Source organism: Stenotrophomonas veracruzanensis (assembly GCF_032911525.1).
Classification (GTDB): domain Bacteria; phylum Pseudomonadota; class Gammaproteobacteria; order Xanthomonadales; family Xanthomonadaceae; genus Stenotrophomonas; species Stenotrophomonas africana.
In genome coordinates, this window is the sequence record NZ_JAWJTI010000001.1 from 252459 (window position 1) to 269207 (window position 16749).

Genomic DNA, 16749 nt, shown 5'->3' on the forward strand with positions numbered 1-16749 from the left:
GCAACGCCTGCGGGGCCGGAGGGAGGTACCATTGGGGTTTGATCCCCGTAACGGTCCCGATTCATGCGTAATCCGCTGATGCTCCTTCCGCTGGCCGTGGCCCTGGCCGCCGGCTGCTCCCAGGAGGCGGCCGCGCCCGCCGCCGCCCCGACTGCCGCAAAGGCCCCCGCCGCCCCCGTGAACGCCGAGAACCGCAGCCACGACGAAAGCTCGTACGCCGAGCCGGACAAGGTCGTCATCAAGGACATCGCGCTGGACCTGAAGCTGGATTTCGACCAGAAGCAGATCGGCGGCACCGCCACCTACACCCTGGAATGGAAGCAGAAGGACGCCAAGCAGCTGGTGCTCGACATCCGCGAGCTGACCGTGTCCAAGGTCGAGGCCGTCGGTGCCGATGGCGCGCGCAGCCCGCTGCAGTTCGCGCTGGCCCCGGTCGACAAGGTGTTCGGCAGCAAGCTGACGATCGAGACCCCGGAACAGCCGGCCAAGGTGGAGGTGACCTACCACACCGCACCGACCGCCTCGGGCCTGCAGTGGCTGGCGCCGTCGATGACCGAAGGCAAGAAGCTGCCCTTCATGTTCAGCCAGTCGCAGGCCATCCATGCCCGTTCCTGGGTGCCGCTGCAGGACACCCCGAGCGTGCGCTTCACCTACAGCGCGCACGTGGTCTCGCGCCCGGACGTAATGGTCCTGATGAGCGCCGACAACGATCCGAAGGCCGCGCGTGATGGTGACTACACCTTCAAGATGCCGCAGCCGATTCCGTCCTACCTGCTGGCCATCGCCGCCGGCGACCTGGTGTTCGAGCCGATCTCCGGCCGCTCCGGCGTCTGGGCCGAGCCGACCATGGTCAACAAGGCCGCCAAGGAATTCGAAGACACCGAGAAGATGATCGGTGCCGCCGAGAAGCTGTACGGCGAATACCGCTGGGGCCGCTACGACATGCTGGTGCTGCCGCCGTCGTTCCCGTTCGGCGGCATGGAAAACCCGCGCCTGACCTTCGCCACCCCGACCGTGATTGTCGGCGACAAGTCGCTGGTCTCGCTGGTCGCCCACGAACTGGCGCACAGCTGGTCGGGCAACCTGGTGACCAACGCCAGCTGGAAGGACATCTGGCTCAATGAAGGCTTCACGACCTACGTCCAGGGCCGCATCACCGAAGCGCTGTATGGCAAGGAGATGGCCGAGATGGAGAAGCAGATCGACCAGACCGACCTGCTGGCCGAAGTGAAGGACATGAGCCCGGCCGACCAGGCGCTGGCGCTGCCGCCGCTGAACGAGCGCGACCCCGACGAAGCCCTCAGCCAGGTGGCCTACGTCAAGGGTGCATGGTTCCTGGAATTCCTGGAACAGCGCTTCGGCCGCGAGACCTTCGATCCGTTCCTGCGTGGCTGGTTCGATGACCACGCCTTCCAGAGCGCGAACACCGACCAGTTCGTCGCGTACATGAAGAAGAACCTGCTGCCGAAGAAGCCGTCGGCAGTGACCGAGGCCGAGCTGAAGGCATGGCTGGACGAGCCGGGCATTCCGGCGTTCGCGGCCAAGGCGCAGTCGCGCAACTTCAGCAGCGTCGATACCGCGCGCATCGCCTTCGCCAGCGCCGGCACCGTGCCGAGCAGCCAGGTCATCGCCGACTGGAGCACGCAGGAATGGGTGCGCTTCATCGACGGCCTGGGCGCGACCCAGCCGCTGGACAAGCTGGCCACGCTGGACAAGGCCTTCCACTTCACCGGCACCCCGAATGGCGAGATCGCCATGCGCTGGTACCCGCTGGCGATCCGCAGCGGCTACGAGCAGGCCAATGAAGGCGCGGCTGCGTTCATCGAGCGCGTCGGCCGTCGCAAGCTGATCCTGCCGATCTACGCCGAACTGGTGAAGACTCCGAAGGGGCTGGAACTGGCCAAGCAGGCCTTCGAAAAGGCCAAGCCGGGGTACCACCCGATCACCACCGCCTCGGTCCAGGACATGCTGGCCAAGGCCGAAGCCAAGTAAGAAAACGCGCCGGGCATCCCCCGGCGCTTTTTTTGTAGAGTCGAGCCATGCTCGACTGGCTCTTCAACAGCAGTCGAGCATGGCTCGACTCTACAGAATCGCGAATACACGAAGGACCTCCACCATGAATCGACTGATCCTGCTCACCGCCTGTACGTTGGCCCTGGCCGCCTGCAGCAACCCCGAGGAAGAGCGCAAGGCGCAGGAAGCCGCCGCGGCCGCCGTGCAGGCGCAGAAGGAGGCCAAGGCCGAAGACGTGGCCAAGCAGTACGACATGGCCGTGGCCGCGCAGGACTGGGAGCGTGCGCGCCTGCATGGCGCCTCGCTGCTGGACCAGTACAAGGACACCGCCGCCGCCGAGCGCATCGCCGCAGGCTTCGATGAGGTCAAAGCCAAGGGTGATGCCGCGCGCGACCTGCGCCGCATGCAGGCGCTATGGCAGTACAACCAGATTCCGGTGGGCAACAAGGGCAACCAGGTTTCGGCGCAGATCTACAGCAAGGAACGGGTGGACGTGGATGGCAGCGGCGCCAAGCCGGTGCAGCTGGTGTTCCGCGATCACCCGGAGTGGAAGCGGCATGCGTATCTGGTGCTGCAGGCCGGCGATTTCCGTTGCCCGCAGTGCACGGTGAAAGTGACCGTGGACGACGGCAAGCCGATTTCCATGGCGGCGTGGCGCCCGAAGACCGATGAAGCCATTGCCCTGTTCATCACCGACCAGAAGGCGCTGTGGAAGCTGGCGCGCAAGGGCAAGTCGATCAGCATCGAGTTCCCGGTCAAGGCCGGTGGTACCCGCACCGCCGTTTTCGAAACCGGTGGCGTCGACGCCAGCCGCATGCCGCAGTGGTGGCAGTGAAGGTTGCGGCGGGCATCGCAGTGCACGCCTTGTCCGCGATCCGGCACTGGGTGTTCGACATGGATGGCACGCTGACTGTGGCCGTGCATGATTTCGCCGCAATCCGCCGCGCGCTGGAGATCGCCGCAGAGGAAGACATCCTCGACCATATCGCAGCGCTGCCGGATGCGCCGGCGCAGGCCAAGCGCGAGTGGCTGTTGGATCACGAACGTGCGCTGGCCGAGGAGGCGCTGCCGGCGCCGGGTGCGGTGAAGCTGCTGCGCGCGCTGTCCGCGGCAGGCTGCCGGCTGGGCATCCTGACCCGCAACGATCATGCGCTGGCAAAGCTGACGCTGGAGGCGATCGGGGTCGGGGCGTTGTTCGACGACGCCGACATCATCGGCCGCGATGAAGCGGTGCCCAAGCCCTCGCCGGATGGCCTGCAGCAGCATCTTCGTCGCTGGGGCATCGGGGCTGCGCAGGCGGTGATGGTCGGTGACCACGCCTACGACCTGGAGTGCGGCCGTGCCGCGGGCGCACATACCGTGCTGGTCAACCTGCCGGAGAACCCGTGGCCCGGCAGCGCCGACTGGCATTTCGCCGATTGCCGCGCCTTGCTGGCGGCCTGGCAGCAGAAGGGGTAGTGCCGGCCGCTGGCCGGCAGTGTCGACCAAGGTCGACACCTACCAACAGCATTCCCAGCAGCACATCGGGTGGAAAGCCCCCTTGTTGTTCAAGGGGGCGCGCCGAAGGCGCGGGGACAAGGTGGGATGCGTGGGCAGTTCGTTTACGCGTTCAACGCGTAACCGAACTGCTGCTTGAACTGCTCGTTGAACTCGTCGAAGGTGAAGCGCTGGTTCTGCGTGCCCGGGTGCTCGACCTTCAGTGCGCCCATCAGGTTGCCCATGCGGCCGATGGTCAGCCAGTCGTAGCCCTTCTGGATGCCGTAGATCAGGCCCGCACGGAACGCGTCGCCACAGCCGGTCGGGTCGACCACGCGGCGCTCGTGCGCCGGCGGGATGTCGTAGCTCTTTTCCGGGGTGTGGATGACCGCGCCCTTCGGGCCGCGGGTGGTGATGTAGGCCTTGACCCGGCTGACGATCTCCTTCTCGTCCCAGCCGGTGCGTTCCTGCAGCAGGTTCGACTCGTAGTCATTCACCACCACGTAGTCGGCCTGCTCGATGAACTCGCGCAGTTCCGGGCCGTTGAAAAGCGGCATGGCCTGGCCCGGGTCGAAGATGAACGGGATGCCGTCTTCGTGGAATTCCTGCGCGTTCTGGATCATGCCCTCGCGGCCGTCCGGGCCGACCAGGCCCAGGGTCACGCCCGGCACGCCACGCACGTGGTTCTCGTAGGAACGCATCATCGCGCCCGGGTGGAAGGCGGTGATCTGGTTGTTGTCGTGGTCGGTGGTGATGAACGCCTGCGGGGTGAACAGCTCATCGATCACGCGCACGCGCGACAGGTCGATGCCCAGGCCTTCGAAGTACTCGCGGTACGGGCCGAAGTCCGAACCCACGGTGCCCATCGGGATCGGCTGGCCGCCCAGCAGGTGCAGGTTGTAGGCGATGTTGCCGGCGCAGCCGCCGAACTCGCGGCGCATGCGCGGCACCAGGAAGGACACGTTCAGGATGTGCACCTTGTCCGGCAGGATGTGATTCTTGAACTGGTCCGGGAACACCATGATGGTGTCGAAGGCAAGAGAACCACAGATCAGAGCGGACATCGATGTAAGCCTATGCGGTGAATTTTGGGGTGGGCCGGCCCGGTTCGGCGGGCAAGCAAACGGCGCCCTTGGGCGCCCGACGGCGCAAAGGTTACCCGCTGGTGCCGCTCAGGGCCAGAAGCGGGTGAGACCCGATCAGGCCGAAAGCCTGTGAAGACGCGGGTTCAGCTAGTTTTTTCCTTGCTCGGCGGCAGGCGGGTTGCTAGGCTTGTCGGCCTCGATTTCTGCCCATTTTTTCGCCATCCCGCGGCGGGCACGACACCCCTCAGGACTCCTTCCTCAGATGTTCAAGAAACTCCGTGGCATGTTCTCCAACGACCTGTCCATCGACCTGGGCACGGCCAACACCCTCATCTACGTGCGCGGGCAGGGGATCGTGCTGAACGAGCCATCGGTCGTGGCCGTGCGTCAGGACCGTGCCATCGGTGGCACCCGCTCGGTGGCAGCCGTAGGCGCCGAAGCCAAGCAGATGCTTGGCCGTACCCCGGGCCACATCACCACCATCCGCCCGATGAAGGACGGCGTCATCGCCGACTTCACCTATACCGAGGCGATGCTCAAGCACTTCATCAAGAAGGTGCACAAGTCGCGCGTGCTGCGCCCGAGCCCGCGCGTGCTGGTCTGCGTGCCGGCCGGTTCGACCCAGGTCGAGCGCCGCGCGATCAAGGAATCGGCCGAGGAAGCCGGTGCCCGTGATGTGTTCCTGATCGAAGAACCGATGGCCGCTGCGATCGGCGCCGGCATGCCGGTTACCGAAGCGCGTGGCTCGATGGTCATCGACATCGGCGGCGGCACCACCGAAGTGGCGGTGATCTCGCTCAACGGCATCGTCTACTCGGCGTCGGTGCGCATCGGTGGCGACCGCTTCGACGAGTCGATCACCAACTACGTGCGCCGCAACCACGGCATGCTGATCGGTGAAGCCACCGCCGAACGCATCAAGGTGGAGCTGGGCTGCGCCTACCCGCAGGCGGAAGTGATCGAGATGGAAATCTCCGGTCGCAACCTTGCCGAGGGCGTGCCGAAGATGATCAAGATCAGCTCCAACGAGGTGCTTGAAGCCCTGCACGAGCCGCTGTCGGGCATCGTCAGCGCGGTCAAGCTGGCGCTGGAGCAGACCCCGCCGGAACTGTGCGCCGACGTCGCCGAGCGCGGCATCGTGCTGACCGGTGGTGGCGCCCTGCTGCGTGACCTGGACCGCCTGATTTCCGAGGAAACCGGCCTGCACGTGCAGGTGGCGGACGATCCGCTGACCTGCGTGGCCCGCGGCGGTGGCCGTGCGCTGGAGCTGGTCGACATGCACGGCAACGAGTTCTTTGCGCCGGAATAAGCCGTCCCGGCTGCCTGCGCCCGCAGCGCCCCTCCGGGGTGCGGCCCACCTCGAAGGTGGGCCGGCACCGGCGGGGCGCCCGCGTGTTTCCCTTCCGCCTTCTGCCAGTTGAATCGTTGCCGTGCCGCCCTACGCCGGACCTCCCGTTGCTTCCCGATCCGGTGATGCCGCCAGCCCGCTGCGTCTGCTGGCTTATCTCGCACTGGCCATCACCCTGATCGTGCTTGACGACCAGGCCGGCTGGCTCGCTCAGCTGCGCGGGCAGGCCAACAGCCTGGTGCAGCCGGTATGGGCACTGGCGGGCCTGCCGGGCAAGCTCGGCAACCAGGTCAAGGATTCGGCGGCCAGCCACGGCCAGCTGGTCAACGAGAACCGTGAACTGCGCAACCAGCTGCTGCTGGCCAACGCGCGCCTGACCCGCCTGCAGACCGCCGCGCTGGACAACGCCCAGCTGCGCGAACTGCTGAACGTGGCCGAGCGCAGTGGCCTGGACGTGCAGCTGGCGCCGATCCTGGACATCGACCTGGACCCGGTGAAGCAGCGCCTGGTACTCGACGCCGGCAGCCGCGAAGGCGTGCACGTCGGCCAGGCGGTGATCGATGCCGGCGGCCTGATGGGCCAGGTGATCAGCGTCACTGGCGGTACCTCCACCGTGCTGCTGCTGACCGACCCCGACCACGCGGTGCCGGTGACCGTGGCCCGCAACGGCGTGCGCCTGATCGTCTACGGCCGCGGCGACAAGCTGGAACTGCGCGACATTCCGCTCAGCGCCGGCGTGGAAGTGGGCGATGAGATCGTCACCTCCGGCCTCGGTGGCCGTTTCCCGGCTGGCTTCCCGGTCGGCACCATCACCGGCCTGCGCCCGGACGACACCCATGCCTTCCTGGTTGGCGAACTGAAGCCGGCCGCCCAGCTGGACCGCGGCCGCGATGTGCTGCTGCTGCGCCCCGGCGCTGCGATCCGTATTCCGCCGAACCTGCGCCTGCAGCTGGAAGAAACCGCCCCGGGTGGCCCGGCCACCGGTGCCGCTGTACCGGCGCCGACAGCGCCGCCTGCCACTTCGCCTGCCGCGGGCCCGGCTTCGGTGGCGGCAACGCCTGCGCCTGCGACGGCAACGCCGGCTGCCCCATCGCCAGCCAAAGCCGCGTCGACCGTGCCGCAAGCGACTGAACCGCCCCCGCCCGCTGCGGAGGCCCAGCGATGAGCCGCCTGCGCGACAACCCGTGGGTGCTGCCGGCCAGCCTGGTGGTGGCGCTGCTGCTGGGTCTGCTGCCGTTGCCGGCGCTGCTGCAGCCGCTGCGCCCGTACTGGCTGGCGCTGGTGCTGGCTTATTGGGTGATCGAAGCGCCCGAGCGCGTCGGCCTGGGCGTCGCTTTCACCAGTGGCGTCATCGCCGACCTGCTGTACGGCGGCGTGCTCGGCGAACAGGCACTGCGGCTGGTGATGCTGGCCTTCATCCTGCAGCGCTTCCGCGCCCGCATCCGCTTCTTCCCGATGTCGCAGCAGATGCTGGCCATCGGCGGCCTGCTGTTCAACGACCGCATCGTCAGCGCGCTGGTGCACATCCTGGTCGGTGAACCCACCCTGCCGTGGTCGTACTGGTGGGCACCGCTGCTGGGCATGGGCCTGTGGCCGCTGGTGTTCGTGCTGCTGGATGCGGTGCGCTTCGGCAAGCGTGGGCGCTGAGCCATGATCCCGCGTCGCCAGGTCAAGAATCCGCACGCCGAAGCCGAACAGTTCCGCCGCCGCGCGGCGCTGGGCTTCCTGGGCGTGCTGGTCTGCCTGCTGGGCCTGGGCGGCTGGTACTTCAAGCTGCAGGTGCTGGACCACGACGTCTACGCCACGCGCTCGGAAGCCAACCGCATCAAGCCACGGCCGGTGGTGCCCGGGCGCGGCATGATCTACGACCGCAACGGCCGCCTGCTGGCCGAGAACGTGCCGGCCTTCCGCCTGGACGTGACCCCGGACAAGGTCAAGGACATGGACGCCACCCTCGAAGGGCTGGCAAAGATCATCAGCATCAGCCCGGAAGAGCTGGAAGCGTTCAACAAGTCGCGCAAGGCGCGGCGCAAGTTCCTGCCGGTCACGCTGAAGCTGCGCATGAGCGACGAGGAAATGGCGCGCTTCGCCGTCGACCGCTGGCGGTTCCCCGGTGTCGAGCTGGAACCCTACCTGACCCGGCGCTACCCCTACGGTGACCTGTTCGCGCACATCATCGGCTACGTCGGCCGCGTCGATGACAAGGATCTGGAGATCCTCGGCGAGGGCAACGCAGCACTGACCCACATCGGCAAGTCGGGGTTGGAGCGCTATTACGAGCAGCAACTGCGCGGCAAGGTCGGTTACGAACAGGTAGAGACCAACGTGCAGGGCCGTGCGATCCGCACCATCGGCCGCGTCGCCGCGCAGTCCGGTGCCGACCTGCGGCTGTCGATCGACGCCGACCTGCAGCGCGCCATGGTGGCCGCCTTCGGTGACCAGGAAGGCTCGGCGGTGGCGATGGACCCGCGCACCGGCGAAGTGCTGGCGATGGTCAGCCTGCCGTCCTACGACCCCAACCTGTTCGTCAACGGCATTTCCCATGCCGACTTCAAGGCATTGAACGAAAACCCGTCGCGGCCGCAGTTCAACCGCCTGGTACTTGGTGGTGTCGCCCCCGGTTCCACGCTCAAGCCGCTGATCGGCCTGGCCGGCCTGGACTCCGGCGTGCGTCGCCCGGAAGACAAGGTGCTGTCCACCGGCATGTTCTACCTGCCGGGCACCTCGCGCGGCTGGGGTGACGCCCACCGTGGCGGCCATGGTTGGACCGACCTGCGCAAGTCGATCGCCGAATCGGTCAACACCTATTACTACAAGCTGGCGCTGGACCTGGGCATCGAGCGCTTCGACCACTACATGGAGTACTACGGGTTCGGCCAGCCGACCGGCATCGACCTCACCGGCGAGATCGGCGGCATCCTGCCGTCGCCCGCCTACAAGCGGAAGAGCCGCAAGGAAGCCTGGTACCCCGGCGATACGGTCAACATCAGCATCGGCCAGGGCGACTGGAAGGTCACCCCGCTGCAGCTGGCGCGCGGCGTCAGCGCGCTGGCCGACGGCCAGCTGCGCACCCCGCACCTGGTGATCCAGCAGCGCGAAGGTTTCGACAGCGACTGGGCGGCGACGTCGCCTGGCGAGACCAAGCCGGTCAGCCCCAACCCCAACAACCTGCAGGCCGTGCGCGAAGGCATGATGGCCACCATGCGGCCCGGCGGCAGTGGCTGGCGCGTGGCGGTCGGTGCGCCGTACGTGATGGCCGGCAAGACCGGTACTGCACAGGTCATCAGCCGCAAGGGCACCGCCGCAGTGAATCCGAAGAGCCTGCCGATGCATCTGCGCCACCGCGCGCTGTTCGTCGGCTTCGCGCCGGCGGACAACCCGGTAATCGCGATTGCGGTGGCGGTGGAAGGCGGTGGCTATGGTGGCTCGGCCGCCGCGCCGATCGCCCGCAAGGTGTTCGATGCGTATCTGCTGGGCAAGATGCCGGAGGGCATGGAGCCGCTGGACAGTGAGCGCGGTACCACCGCCATCGGCGCCACCGCGTTCGACAACGAAGACGCGGGTGCGCGCCAGGCCGGCGACCTTGCCGCTGCACAGGTTGGAGAACATCCGGTGCTGATCGGTGTACCCGCACCGGAACCGGCGCCTGCGCCGCAGCCGGGTTCGCAGGCCGCCGCGCTGCCTGCCACGCCGCGCCCGACCACCGCGGAGCCCGCACGATGAGAGTGTTCCTGCGTTGGGCCGGCGACATGCTGCGCCGCTTCTTCAGCACGCTGGACTGGGTGCTGTGCCTGGCCTTGGGCGCGCTGATGGTGATCGGCCTGGCCACGCTGAAGAGTGCCGGTGGCGACGGCCTGGTAATGGCCCAGGGCGCGCGCTTCGCAGTGGGCATGGCCGCGCTGTGGGGCATCTCGCGGGTGCCGATCCTGCGCATCCGCTCGGCCACGCCGATGATCTATGCGATCTCGATGATCCCGTTGCTGGCGGTGTTCGTGCTGGGCACCGGCAAATATGGCCGGCAGTGGCTGGACCTGAAGTTCTTCTACCTGCAGCCGGCCGAGCTGCTGAAGGTCAGTCTGCCGATGATGGTGGCCTGGTACCTGCACAAGATGCCGCTGCCGCCGCGCTTCAACACCGTGCTCGTGGCCCTGGTCATCATCGGCGTGCCCACCGGCCTGGTGATGTTGCAGCCGGACTTCGGTACCGGTGTGCTGATCGCCGCCAGTGGCGTGTTCGTGCTGTTGTTGGCCGGCCTGCCGTGGTGGTGGGTCGGCCTGGGTGTGGGCGGCGTGGCCGCGGTCGCGCCGGTGGCCTGGTTCTGGCTGCTGCGGCCCTACCAGAAGGACCGCATCATGATGTTCCTCGACCCGGAGATGGATGCGCTGGGTGCTGGCTGGAACATCATCCAGTCGAAGATCGCGATCGGTTCCGGCGGCTTCGATGGCAAGGGGTGGGGCGAAGGCTCGCAGTCACACCTGAACTTCATTCCCGAACAGACCACCGACTTCGCGTTCTCGGTGCTGAGCGAGGAATTCGGCTGGATCGGCGTGGCTACCGTGCTGGCACTGTATCTGGTGGTGATCGGGCGCTGCCTGTGGATCGCCAGCCAGTCGCGGGATTCCTATTCGCGCCTGCTGGCCGGCGCTACCGGCCTGGCGTTCTTCGTCTATGTGCTGGTGAACGGCGGGATGATTTCCGGCTTGCTGCCGGTGGTGGGCGTGCCGATGCCGCTGATCAGCTACGGCGGTACCTCGGCGGTGTCACTGCTGGCTGGCTTCGGATTGGTGATGGCCGTGCGTAGCCACAACCCCGTACACGGCGGCTACGGCTGAGCCCGGCTCCGCAGCCTTTGTAGAGTCGAGCCATGCTCGACTGCCTTCCGTACAGCGCGTGCCGGCCCCAAGCCGAGCATGGCTCGACGCTACAAACGCAGAAGCACCATGACAGCTTCACGCAAGCGCCCGTTGCTACCGTGGCGGACGTGGAATGGAAACGAATGCTTGGCGGCAGCCGTGAGGCGGTGCGCACGATCGACCTGCCGTTGCTGGTCGCGTTGTTGATCCTGATGGCCGCGGGACTGGCGGTGCTGCACAGCGTGTCCGGCCCGGTGGGCGGGCAGGCGGCGCGCTTTGCCGGTGGCCTGGTGGCGATGTGGCTGCTGTCGCGTGTTTCGTTGCTGCGCCTGCGCGCGTGGACTCCGGCGTTGTACACGCTGTCGATGCTGCCGCTGATGGCGGTGTACGTCATCGGCACCGGCAAATATGGGCAGCGCTGGCTCAACCTCGGCGTGTTCTACCTGCAACCGTCGGAGCTGCTCAAGCTCAGCCTGCCGTTGATGATGGCCTGGTACCTGCACCGGCAGCCGTTGCCGCCGTCGCCACGCACGGTGCTGGCCGCCGCAGCGCTGATCGGCGTGCCGGCGGTGCTGATCCTGATGCAGCCGAACCTCGGCACTGCCACCCTGGTCACTGCCAGTGGCGTATTCGCATTGTTGCTCGCGGGCCTGCACTGGGGCTGGGTGGCCATCGGCGCGGCGGGGCTGGCGGTGGCCGCACCACTGGCGTGGTTCGGTCTGTTGCGTCAGTACCAGAAAGATCGCGTGCTGACCTTCCTCGATCCGGCGGCAGATCCGCTCGGCACCGGCTGGAACATCCTGCAGTCACGCATCGCAATCGGTTCTGGTGGCTGGCAGGGGCGTGGCTGGGGGCAGGGCACCCAGGCCACGCTGGATTTCCTGCCCGAGTACACGACCGACTTCGCGTTTTCGGTGCTGGCCGAGGAATTCGGCTGGATCGGTGTGGCGACGCTGTTCGCGCTGTACCTGTTCGTGGTCGGACGCTGCCTGTGGATCGCAGTGCATGCGCGCGACACGCATGCACGGTTGCTGGCCGGCAGCCTGGGGCTGGCGTTCTTCGTTTACGTACTGGTGAACGGTGGCATGATTTCCGGCCTGCTGCCGGTGGTGGGCATTCCGATGCCGTTGATCAGCTATGGCGGGACATCGGCGGTCTCGCTGTTGGCCGGCATCGGACTGGTAATGGCGGTGCGTGGGCACCGGCCCGTGCACGGGGGATAGGGTTTCCAGCCAACGGCGCAGCCCCTCGTGGGTGGAGTTGGTCGCTGAAAGCCGGATTGCTGAGGGCTGGCCGGGTGGGTGGGCAGTGCGGGGACGCCGTGAACCCATCCATGGGGGCTTGGCCGCGGCATCCATGCCGCGGACACCCCGCACTGCCCACCCACCCGGCCGCTGGCAGATTCCGTGTTCGTCCACCCACGGAGAAGAAAAAGAAGATCAAAAGCAAAAGCAGCTTGGCCGCCCGCTTCATTGCTTCCTGTAGAGCCGAGCCATGCTCGGCTCACGAGCAAGCGTAGCGTCGCGATCCGCTTTTGATCTTCTTTTTCTTCTCCGTGGGTGGCAGACCTCCGAAATCTGTCAGAGGCCGGTCGGGTTGGGTACGCGGCGGTGTCAGCCGCATGGATGCGGCTGACAAGCCTCCAGGGACGGATTCACGGCGTCCCCCGCGTACCCAACCCGACCGGCCCACCCGCGGCTTTTGCTTTCAGCGACCAACTCCACCCACGAGGGGCTGCGCCGTTGGCCGGAAACTTCCTGACTCTGCGCAACGTCCGTTGTGGAAGCGTTCTCACAACGATGCACGGCAGCACACCCGCTGACCAAAGTCCGCAAAAAATGTTAGCTGGTTCACACTTTTACAGCGCGTTGATCTTGATCAATGGACTTGTCGTAATCGGCCTGCACAATGGCGGCCCGTTCGGCACGGGCGCCGTCAATCGATGCAGCGCAGGGGGCGCCGGGCGGGAAGCAGTACTGATCCAACGGGTACAGGGAGCGCGGGGTACTGCCACTGGGGAGCGGCAGCCGCGCAGGTACCGACCGGATCCGGTCGCCGGTTGCGTCTGCGGGGATGGGGACGCAACCGGCAGCCTCTATCTGAATGGGGAAGCCTGATCACGACGTCTTCACATTTCCCGCTGAACGCGGGCAAATCGTTGTGATTCATGGTGTTAGGGGTTTTAATTCATCCATGACCTGCTAACCTGCGACGATGATTCGACGCACTCTGGCCTGCATGCTTACCCTCGGCCTGGTCGCCTGCGCGACCCAGCCGAAGTCCCCACCGTCTTCGCCCCAGGCCAGCAGTACGCCACGCCAACCCGCCGCCAGGGCTCATGGCCCGGCCGAGGCCGCGCCCGAAGCCGCCGCTGCCACCGCACCGCCGGTCGATCTCACCCCGGTGCCGTTCGAGGTCGCGCGGGCCCGCTTCATTGCCGATACCGCCAAGCGCTATGGTTTGAAGCCGGAGCAGATCAGCAGCGTGCTCGACCAGGCGCAGGTGCGCCAGCCGATCATTGCCGCGATGTCGCGCCCGGCCGAACGGGTCAAGCCGTGGAATGAATATCGACCGATGTTCATCAGCAAGGCACGCATCGATGGCGGCCGTGCGTTCCTGGCCCAGCACCGCGCCGAACTGGATCGCGTGCAGCAGCGCACCGGCGTGCCGGCCGAAGTGATCGTGGCGATCATCGGCGTGGAAACCAGCTACGGCAAGAATGCCGGCAGCCATCGCGTGCTTGATGCGCTGTACACGTTGGCGTTCTATTACCCGCGCAGCGGCGACCCGGCCAAGCTGGAGCGCGAAGTACGCCGCGAGCTGTTCTTCCGCGATGAACTGGCCAAGCTGTTCGAGCTGGGCCGCGAAGAAAACCTGGACATCACCACGCTCAAGGGCAGCTATGCCGGTGCGATGGGCATGGGCCAGTTCATGCCGTCCAGCTATCTCGATTACGCCGTGGACGGAAACGGTGATGGCCGCCGCGACCTGTTCACCAGTTACGACGACGTGTTCTCGTCCATCGCCAACTACTTCGTGAAGAAGGGTGGTTGGGTGCGTGGCGGGCAGGTGGCCGTGCCGGCCACGCTGGCGCCGGGCCTCGAGGAGTTCAATCCGACCGAATGGATGCCGACCTGGTCGCTGGCCGACCTGGCGCAGCGCGGCTACCAGCCGAGCGCGCCGGTGCAGCCGGGCGCCACCGCCACCCCGATCACCCTGGAAGGCAGCACCGGCAAGCAGTACTGGCTGGGCTTCCAGAACTACTACGCGATCACCCGCTACAACCTCTCGAAGATGTACGCGATGGCCGTGTTCCAGTTGTCCCAGGCCATCGCCGGACAGGAGCTGCCCCCGGCATGAACATCAGATGGCTGGTCCCAGGCTTGATCGTCCTCGCGCTGGCTGCCTGCAGCAGCGCGCCGAAGAAGCCGGCCACGGCCGGCCATGGTGGCAAGTCCAGTGGCACGCTGGTGCAGGGCCGTGGTTCGCGCCCGGCGCACTGCCCGGAAGGTTCGCCGTATGCGGCGGCCAAGGAAGACCTGAGCACCCGCGGCAACTACACCGCCGGTGGCCTTTACAAGCCGGGCGTGCGTGACAGCACGCCGGACTACATTCCGAACGTGGCCTGCATCCCCGAACCGGAAGTGACCGCGGAAGAGCGCTCGGCGATCGGCAACAAGACCCCGTACGTGGTGCTGGGCAAGTCCTACAAGGTGCTCGACGACACCCGCAACTATGTCGAACGCGGCACCGCGTCGTACTACGGGGCCAAGTTCCACGGCCGCCTGACCTCCAATCGTGAGGTCTACGACATGTACCAGTTCACTGCCGCGCACAAGACGCTGCCGCTGCCCAGCTTTGCCCGTGTGACCAACCTGGACAACGGCGAATCGGTGATCGTGCGCGTCAACGACCGCGGCCCGTTCCACGATGGCCGCGTGGTTGATCTCAGCTATGCCGCCGCCGTGCGCCTGGGCATCACCCAGCGCGGCACCGGCAACGTCGAAGTGCGCGCGCTGCAGCCGGGCGAGAGCAACCTGATGGCGCAGAAGCCGTCGCGTCGCGAGCGTCGTGCTGCCGAAGCGGCGGCAACCACCGCCGTGGCCAGCGCGCGGCCGGCTGCGGCCCCGCGTGCTTCCGCCGACAGCGATATCGATCGCCTGGTCAACCGCCTGCCCACCGATGGCGCCCCGGCGCGTGGCCAGCCGGCCACCACCCAGGGCGTGGCCAGCACCGTGCCGGATGTGGCGGTCAGCAGCCTGCCGCCGAGTGCACCGCCGGTGCGCAGCGCGCCGTATGCGCCGGCTCCGGCGGCTGTTGCCAGCACCACGCCGCGCGCCGCTGCGCCGGCGCCCGTCCGCACCGCACCGGCCACCCCCAGCCTGTCGCAGCAGGTGGTAGGCGCGGTGATGGTGCAGGTGGCCAGCTTCTCCAACCGCGACAACGCCAACCGTGCGATGGGCCAGCTCAACGCCGCCGGCATTGTCGGCGCTACCATCAGCGACATCGCCGCCGGTGGCCGTACCCTGTTCCGCCTGCGCGTTCCCGCCAGCGACCATGCCAGTGCCGCGGAACTTGCCGGCCGCATCGCCGGTCTGGGCCTGGGTTCGCCGCAGATCGTGAAGGATTGATCCGCCCGGGCCGGTGCTGCCGGCCCATGCTCCCCCGGCCTACAATGGCCGTTACGTTCCACCCTCCATTCCCGGCCGTCCCCTGGAGCCTGCTGTCCAATGAATTTCCGTTCCGCCGCCACCGCCCTGGCCGCCACCCTGGTGGTGGGCCTGGCTTCCGCCCAGACCCCGCTGCCGACCCCGGCCACGCCGGCGCCTGCCGCCGCCGCTGCCGCCCCGGCTACCGTCGCCACTCCGCCGGCCCCGGCGCCGAGCGTGTCCAAGGCCTGGGTCCTGATGGATTACGCCACCGGCCAGGTACTGGCTGGCGAGAACGTCCACGAGCAGCTGGCTCCAGCCAGCATCACCAAGGTGATGACGTCCTACGTGATCGCCGCCGAGGTCAAGAACGGCAAGGTCCGTGCGGATGACCAGGTAATGATGAGCGAGCGCGCCTGGCGCGAAGGTGGCGCCGGCACCGACGGCAGCTACAGCGGATTCCCGGTCAACCAGACTGCACGCCTGGAAGACATGGAAAAGGGCATGGCGATCCAGTCCGGCAATGACGCCGCGATTGCCCTGGCCGAGCACGTGGCCGGCAGCGAAGAAGCCTTTGCGTCGCTGATGAACAGCTACGCCGCCAAGATCGGCATGAAGGACTCGCACTTCGTCAACGCCCACGGCCTGACCGCGCAGGGCCACCACAGCACCGCCTACGACCTGGCGCTGCTGGGCCGCGCGATGGTGCGTGATTACCCGGAAACCTACGCGTACAACAAGATCAAGGAATTCCAGGTCGGCAACATCAAGCAGCCGAACCGCAACCTGCTGCTGTGGCGCGATGGCAGCGTCGATGGCATCAAGACCGGCCACACCTCCGAAGCCGGCTACTGCCTGATGAGCTCGGCCCAGCGTGGCGACCAGCGCCTGATTGCCGTTGTGCTGGGCGGTGCGTCGGAGAAGCAGCGTGCCGATGACAGCCTTGCGCTGTTGAACTGGGGCTTCCGCTTCTTCGAGACCCACCGCCTGTACGAGCCGGGCAAGGCCGTGGCCGAGCACAAGGTCTGGAAGGGCACCACCGACAAGGTGCAGCTGGGCGTGGCCCAGCCGATGCTGGTGAGCGTGCCGCGCGGCCGCTACAACGACCTGAAGCCGAGCATCGACGTGCCCAAGACCCTGGAAGCACCGTTCACCGCCGGCCAGCAGATCGGCACCGTGAAGGTCACCCTGGATGGCAAGGTCATCGCTGAGGCACCGCTGGTGGCCGTGGCCGCCGTCGAACAGGCTGGCTTCTTCAAGCGCCTGTGGGACAGCTTCTGGATGTGGTGGGAATCGGAATGATCCACGCCCTGGCGTGGTGAACG

General features: G+C 67.0%; 13 protein-coding genes. 12 read left to right on the forward strand and 1 reads right to left on the reverse strand.

All coding sequences use genetic code 11. From position 1 onward, the window contains the following. Window positions 1-63 precede the first annotated feature (63 nt). The 3 genes from R1H25_RS01165 (at window position 64) to R1H25_RS01175 (ending at window position 3471) form a co-directional block, all read left to right on the forward strand. A complete protein-coding gene (locus tag R1H25_RS01165) occupies window positions 64-1992 on the forward strand; it encodes a M1 family metallopeptidase (protein ID WP_317222381.1) in 1929 nt (642 codons plus the stop codon). 124 nt (window positions 1993-2116) lie between these two features. Beyond that, entirely contained in the window at window positions 2117-2848 is a 732-nt protein-coding gene (locus tag R1H25_RS01170; RefSeq protein ID WP_049443981.1) for a hypothetical protein, read from the forward strand. Continuing rightward, on the forward strand, window positions 2836-3471 hold the full coding sequence (locus R1H25_RS01175) for an HAD family hydrolase (protein WP_317222383.1): 636 nt from the start codon (window positions 2836-2838) through the stop codon (window positions 3469-3471). Before R1H25_RS01170 ends, R1H25_RS01175 begins: the two co-directional genes overlap by 13 nt. 143 nt (window positions 3472-3614) lie before the next feature. On the opposite strand, the gene R1H25_RS01180 is transcribed toward R1H25_RS01175, so the two are convergent. Further along, window positions 3615-4553, reverse strand: coding sequence for a carbohydrate kinase family protein (locus R1H25_RS01180; protein ID WP_049443985.1), 939 nt, complete (start codon window positions 4551-4553; stop codon window positions 3615-3617). Window positions 4554-4836: 283 nt separating this feature from the next. Here R1H25_RS01180 and R1H25_RS01185 point away from each other — a divergent pair, with 283 nt between their 5' ends. The 9 genes from R1H25_RS01185 to R1H25_RS01225 all read left to right on the forward strand — a co-directional run bounded on the left by R1H25_RS01185 (window position 4837) and on the right by R1H25_RS01225 (window position 16726). Continuing rightward, window positions 4837-5883 (forward strand): rod shape-determining protein, encoded by a 1047-nt coding sequence (locus R1H25_RS01185; RefSeq protein WP_005419402.1) that lies wholly within the window; start codon window positions 4837-4839, stop codon window positions 5881-5883. 121 nt (window positions 5884-6004) lie between these two features. After that, entirely contained in the window at window positions 6005-7087 is a 1083-nt protein-coding gene (mreC, locus tag R1H25_RS01190) for a rod shape-determining protein MreC (RefSeq protein WP_049443987.1), read from the forward strand. Further along, complete coding sequence (gene mreD / locus R1H25_RS01195) at window positions 7084-7569, forward strand: rod shape-determining protein MreD (protein ID WP_049443989.1); 486 nt, start codon at window positions 7084-7086, stop codon at window positions 7567-7569. The genes mreC and mreD overlap by 4 nt, the downstream gene beginning before the upstream one ends. A gap of 3 nt (window positions 7570-7572) precedes the next feature. Beyond that, entirely contained in the window at window positions 7573-9645 is a 2073-nt protein-coding gene (mrdA, locus tag R1H25_RS01200) for a penicillin-binding protein 2 (RefSeq protein WP_057499478.1), read from the forward strand. Beyond that, entirely contained in the window at window positions 9642-10754 is a 1113-nt protein-coding gene (gene rodA / locus R1H25_RS01205; protein WP_010481418.1) for a rod shape-determining protein RodA, read from the forward strand. Before mrdA ends, rodA (R1H25_RS01205) begins: the two co-directional genes overlap by 4 nt. 164 nt (window positions 10755-10918) lie before the next feature. Beyond that, on the forward strand, window positions 10919-11998 hold the full coding sequence (gene rodA / locus R1H25_RS01210) for a rod shape-determining protein RodA (RefSeq protein WP_180835994.1): 1080 nt from the start codon (window positions 10919-10921) through the stop codon (window positions 11996-11998). Window positions 11999-12989: 991 nt separating this feature from the next. Further along, the gene (mltB, locus tag R1H25_RS01215) at window positions 12990-14135 is read left to right on the forward strand and encodes a lytic murein transglycosylase B (protein WP_317222385.1); all 1146 of its coding nucleotides are present in this window, start codon (window positions 12990-12992) and stop codon (window positions 14133-14135) included. Continuing rightward, complete coding sequence (locus tag R1H25_RS01220) at window positions 14132-15406, forward strand: septal ring lytic transglycosylase RlpA family protein (RefSeq protein ID WP_049447835.1); 1275 nt, start codon at window positions 14132-14134, stop codon at window positions 15404-15406. The genes mltB and R1H25_RS01220 overlap by 4 nt, the downstream gene beginning before the upstream one ends. A 99-nt stretch (window positions 15407-15505) precedes the next feature. Continuing rightward, a complete protein-coding gene (locus R1H25_RS01225) occupies window positions 15506-16726 on the forward strand; it encodes a D-alanyl-D-alanine carboxypeptidase family protein (RefSeq protein ID WP_049447834.1) in 1221 nt (406 codons plus the stop codon). Window positions 16727-16749: the final 23 nt, after the last annotated feature.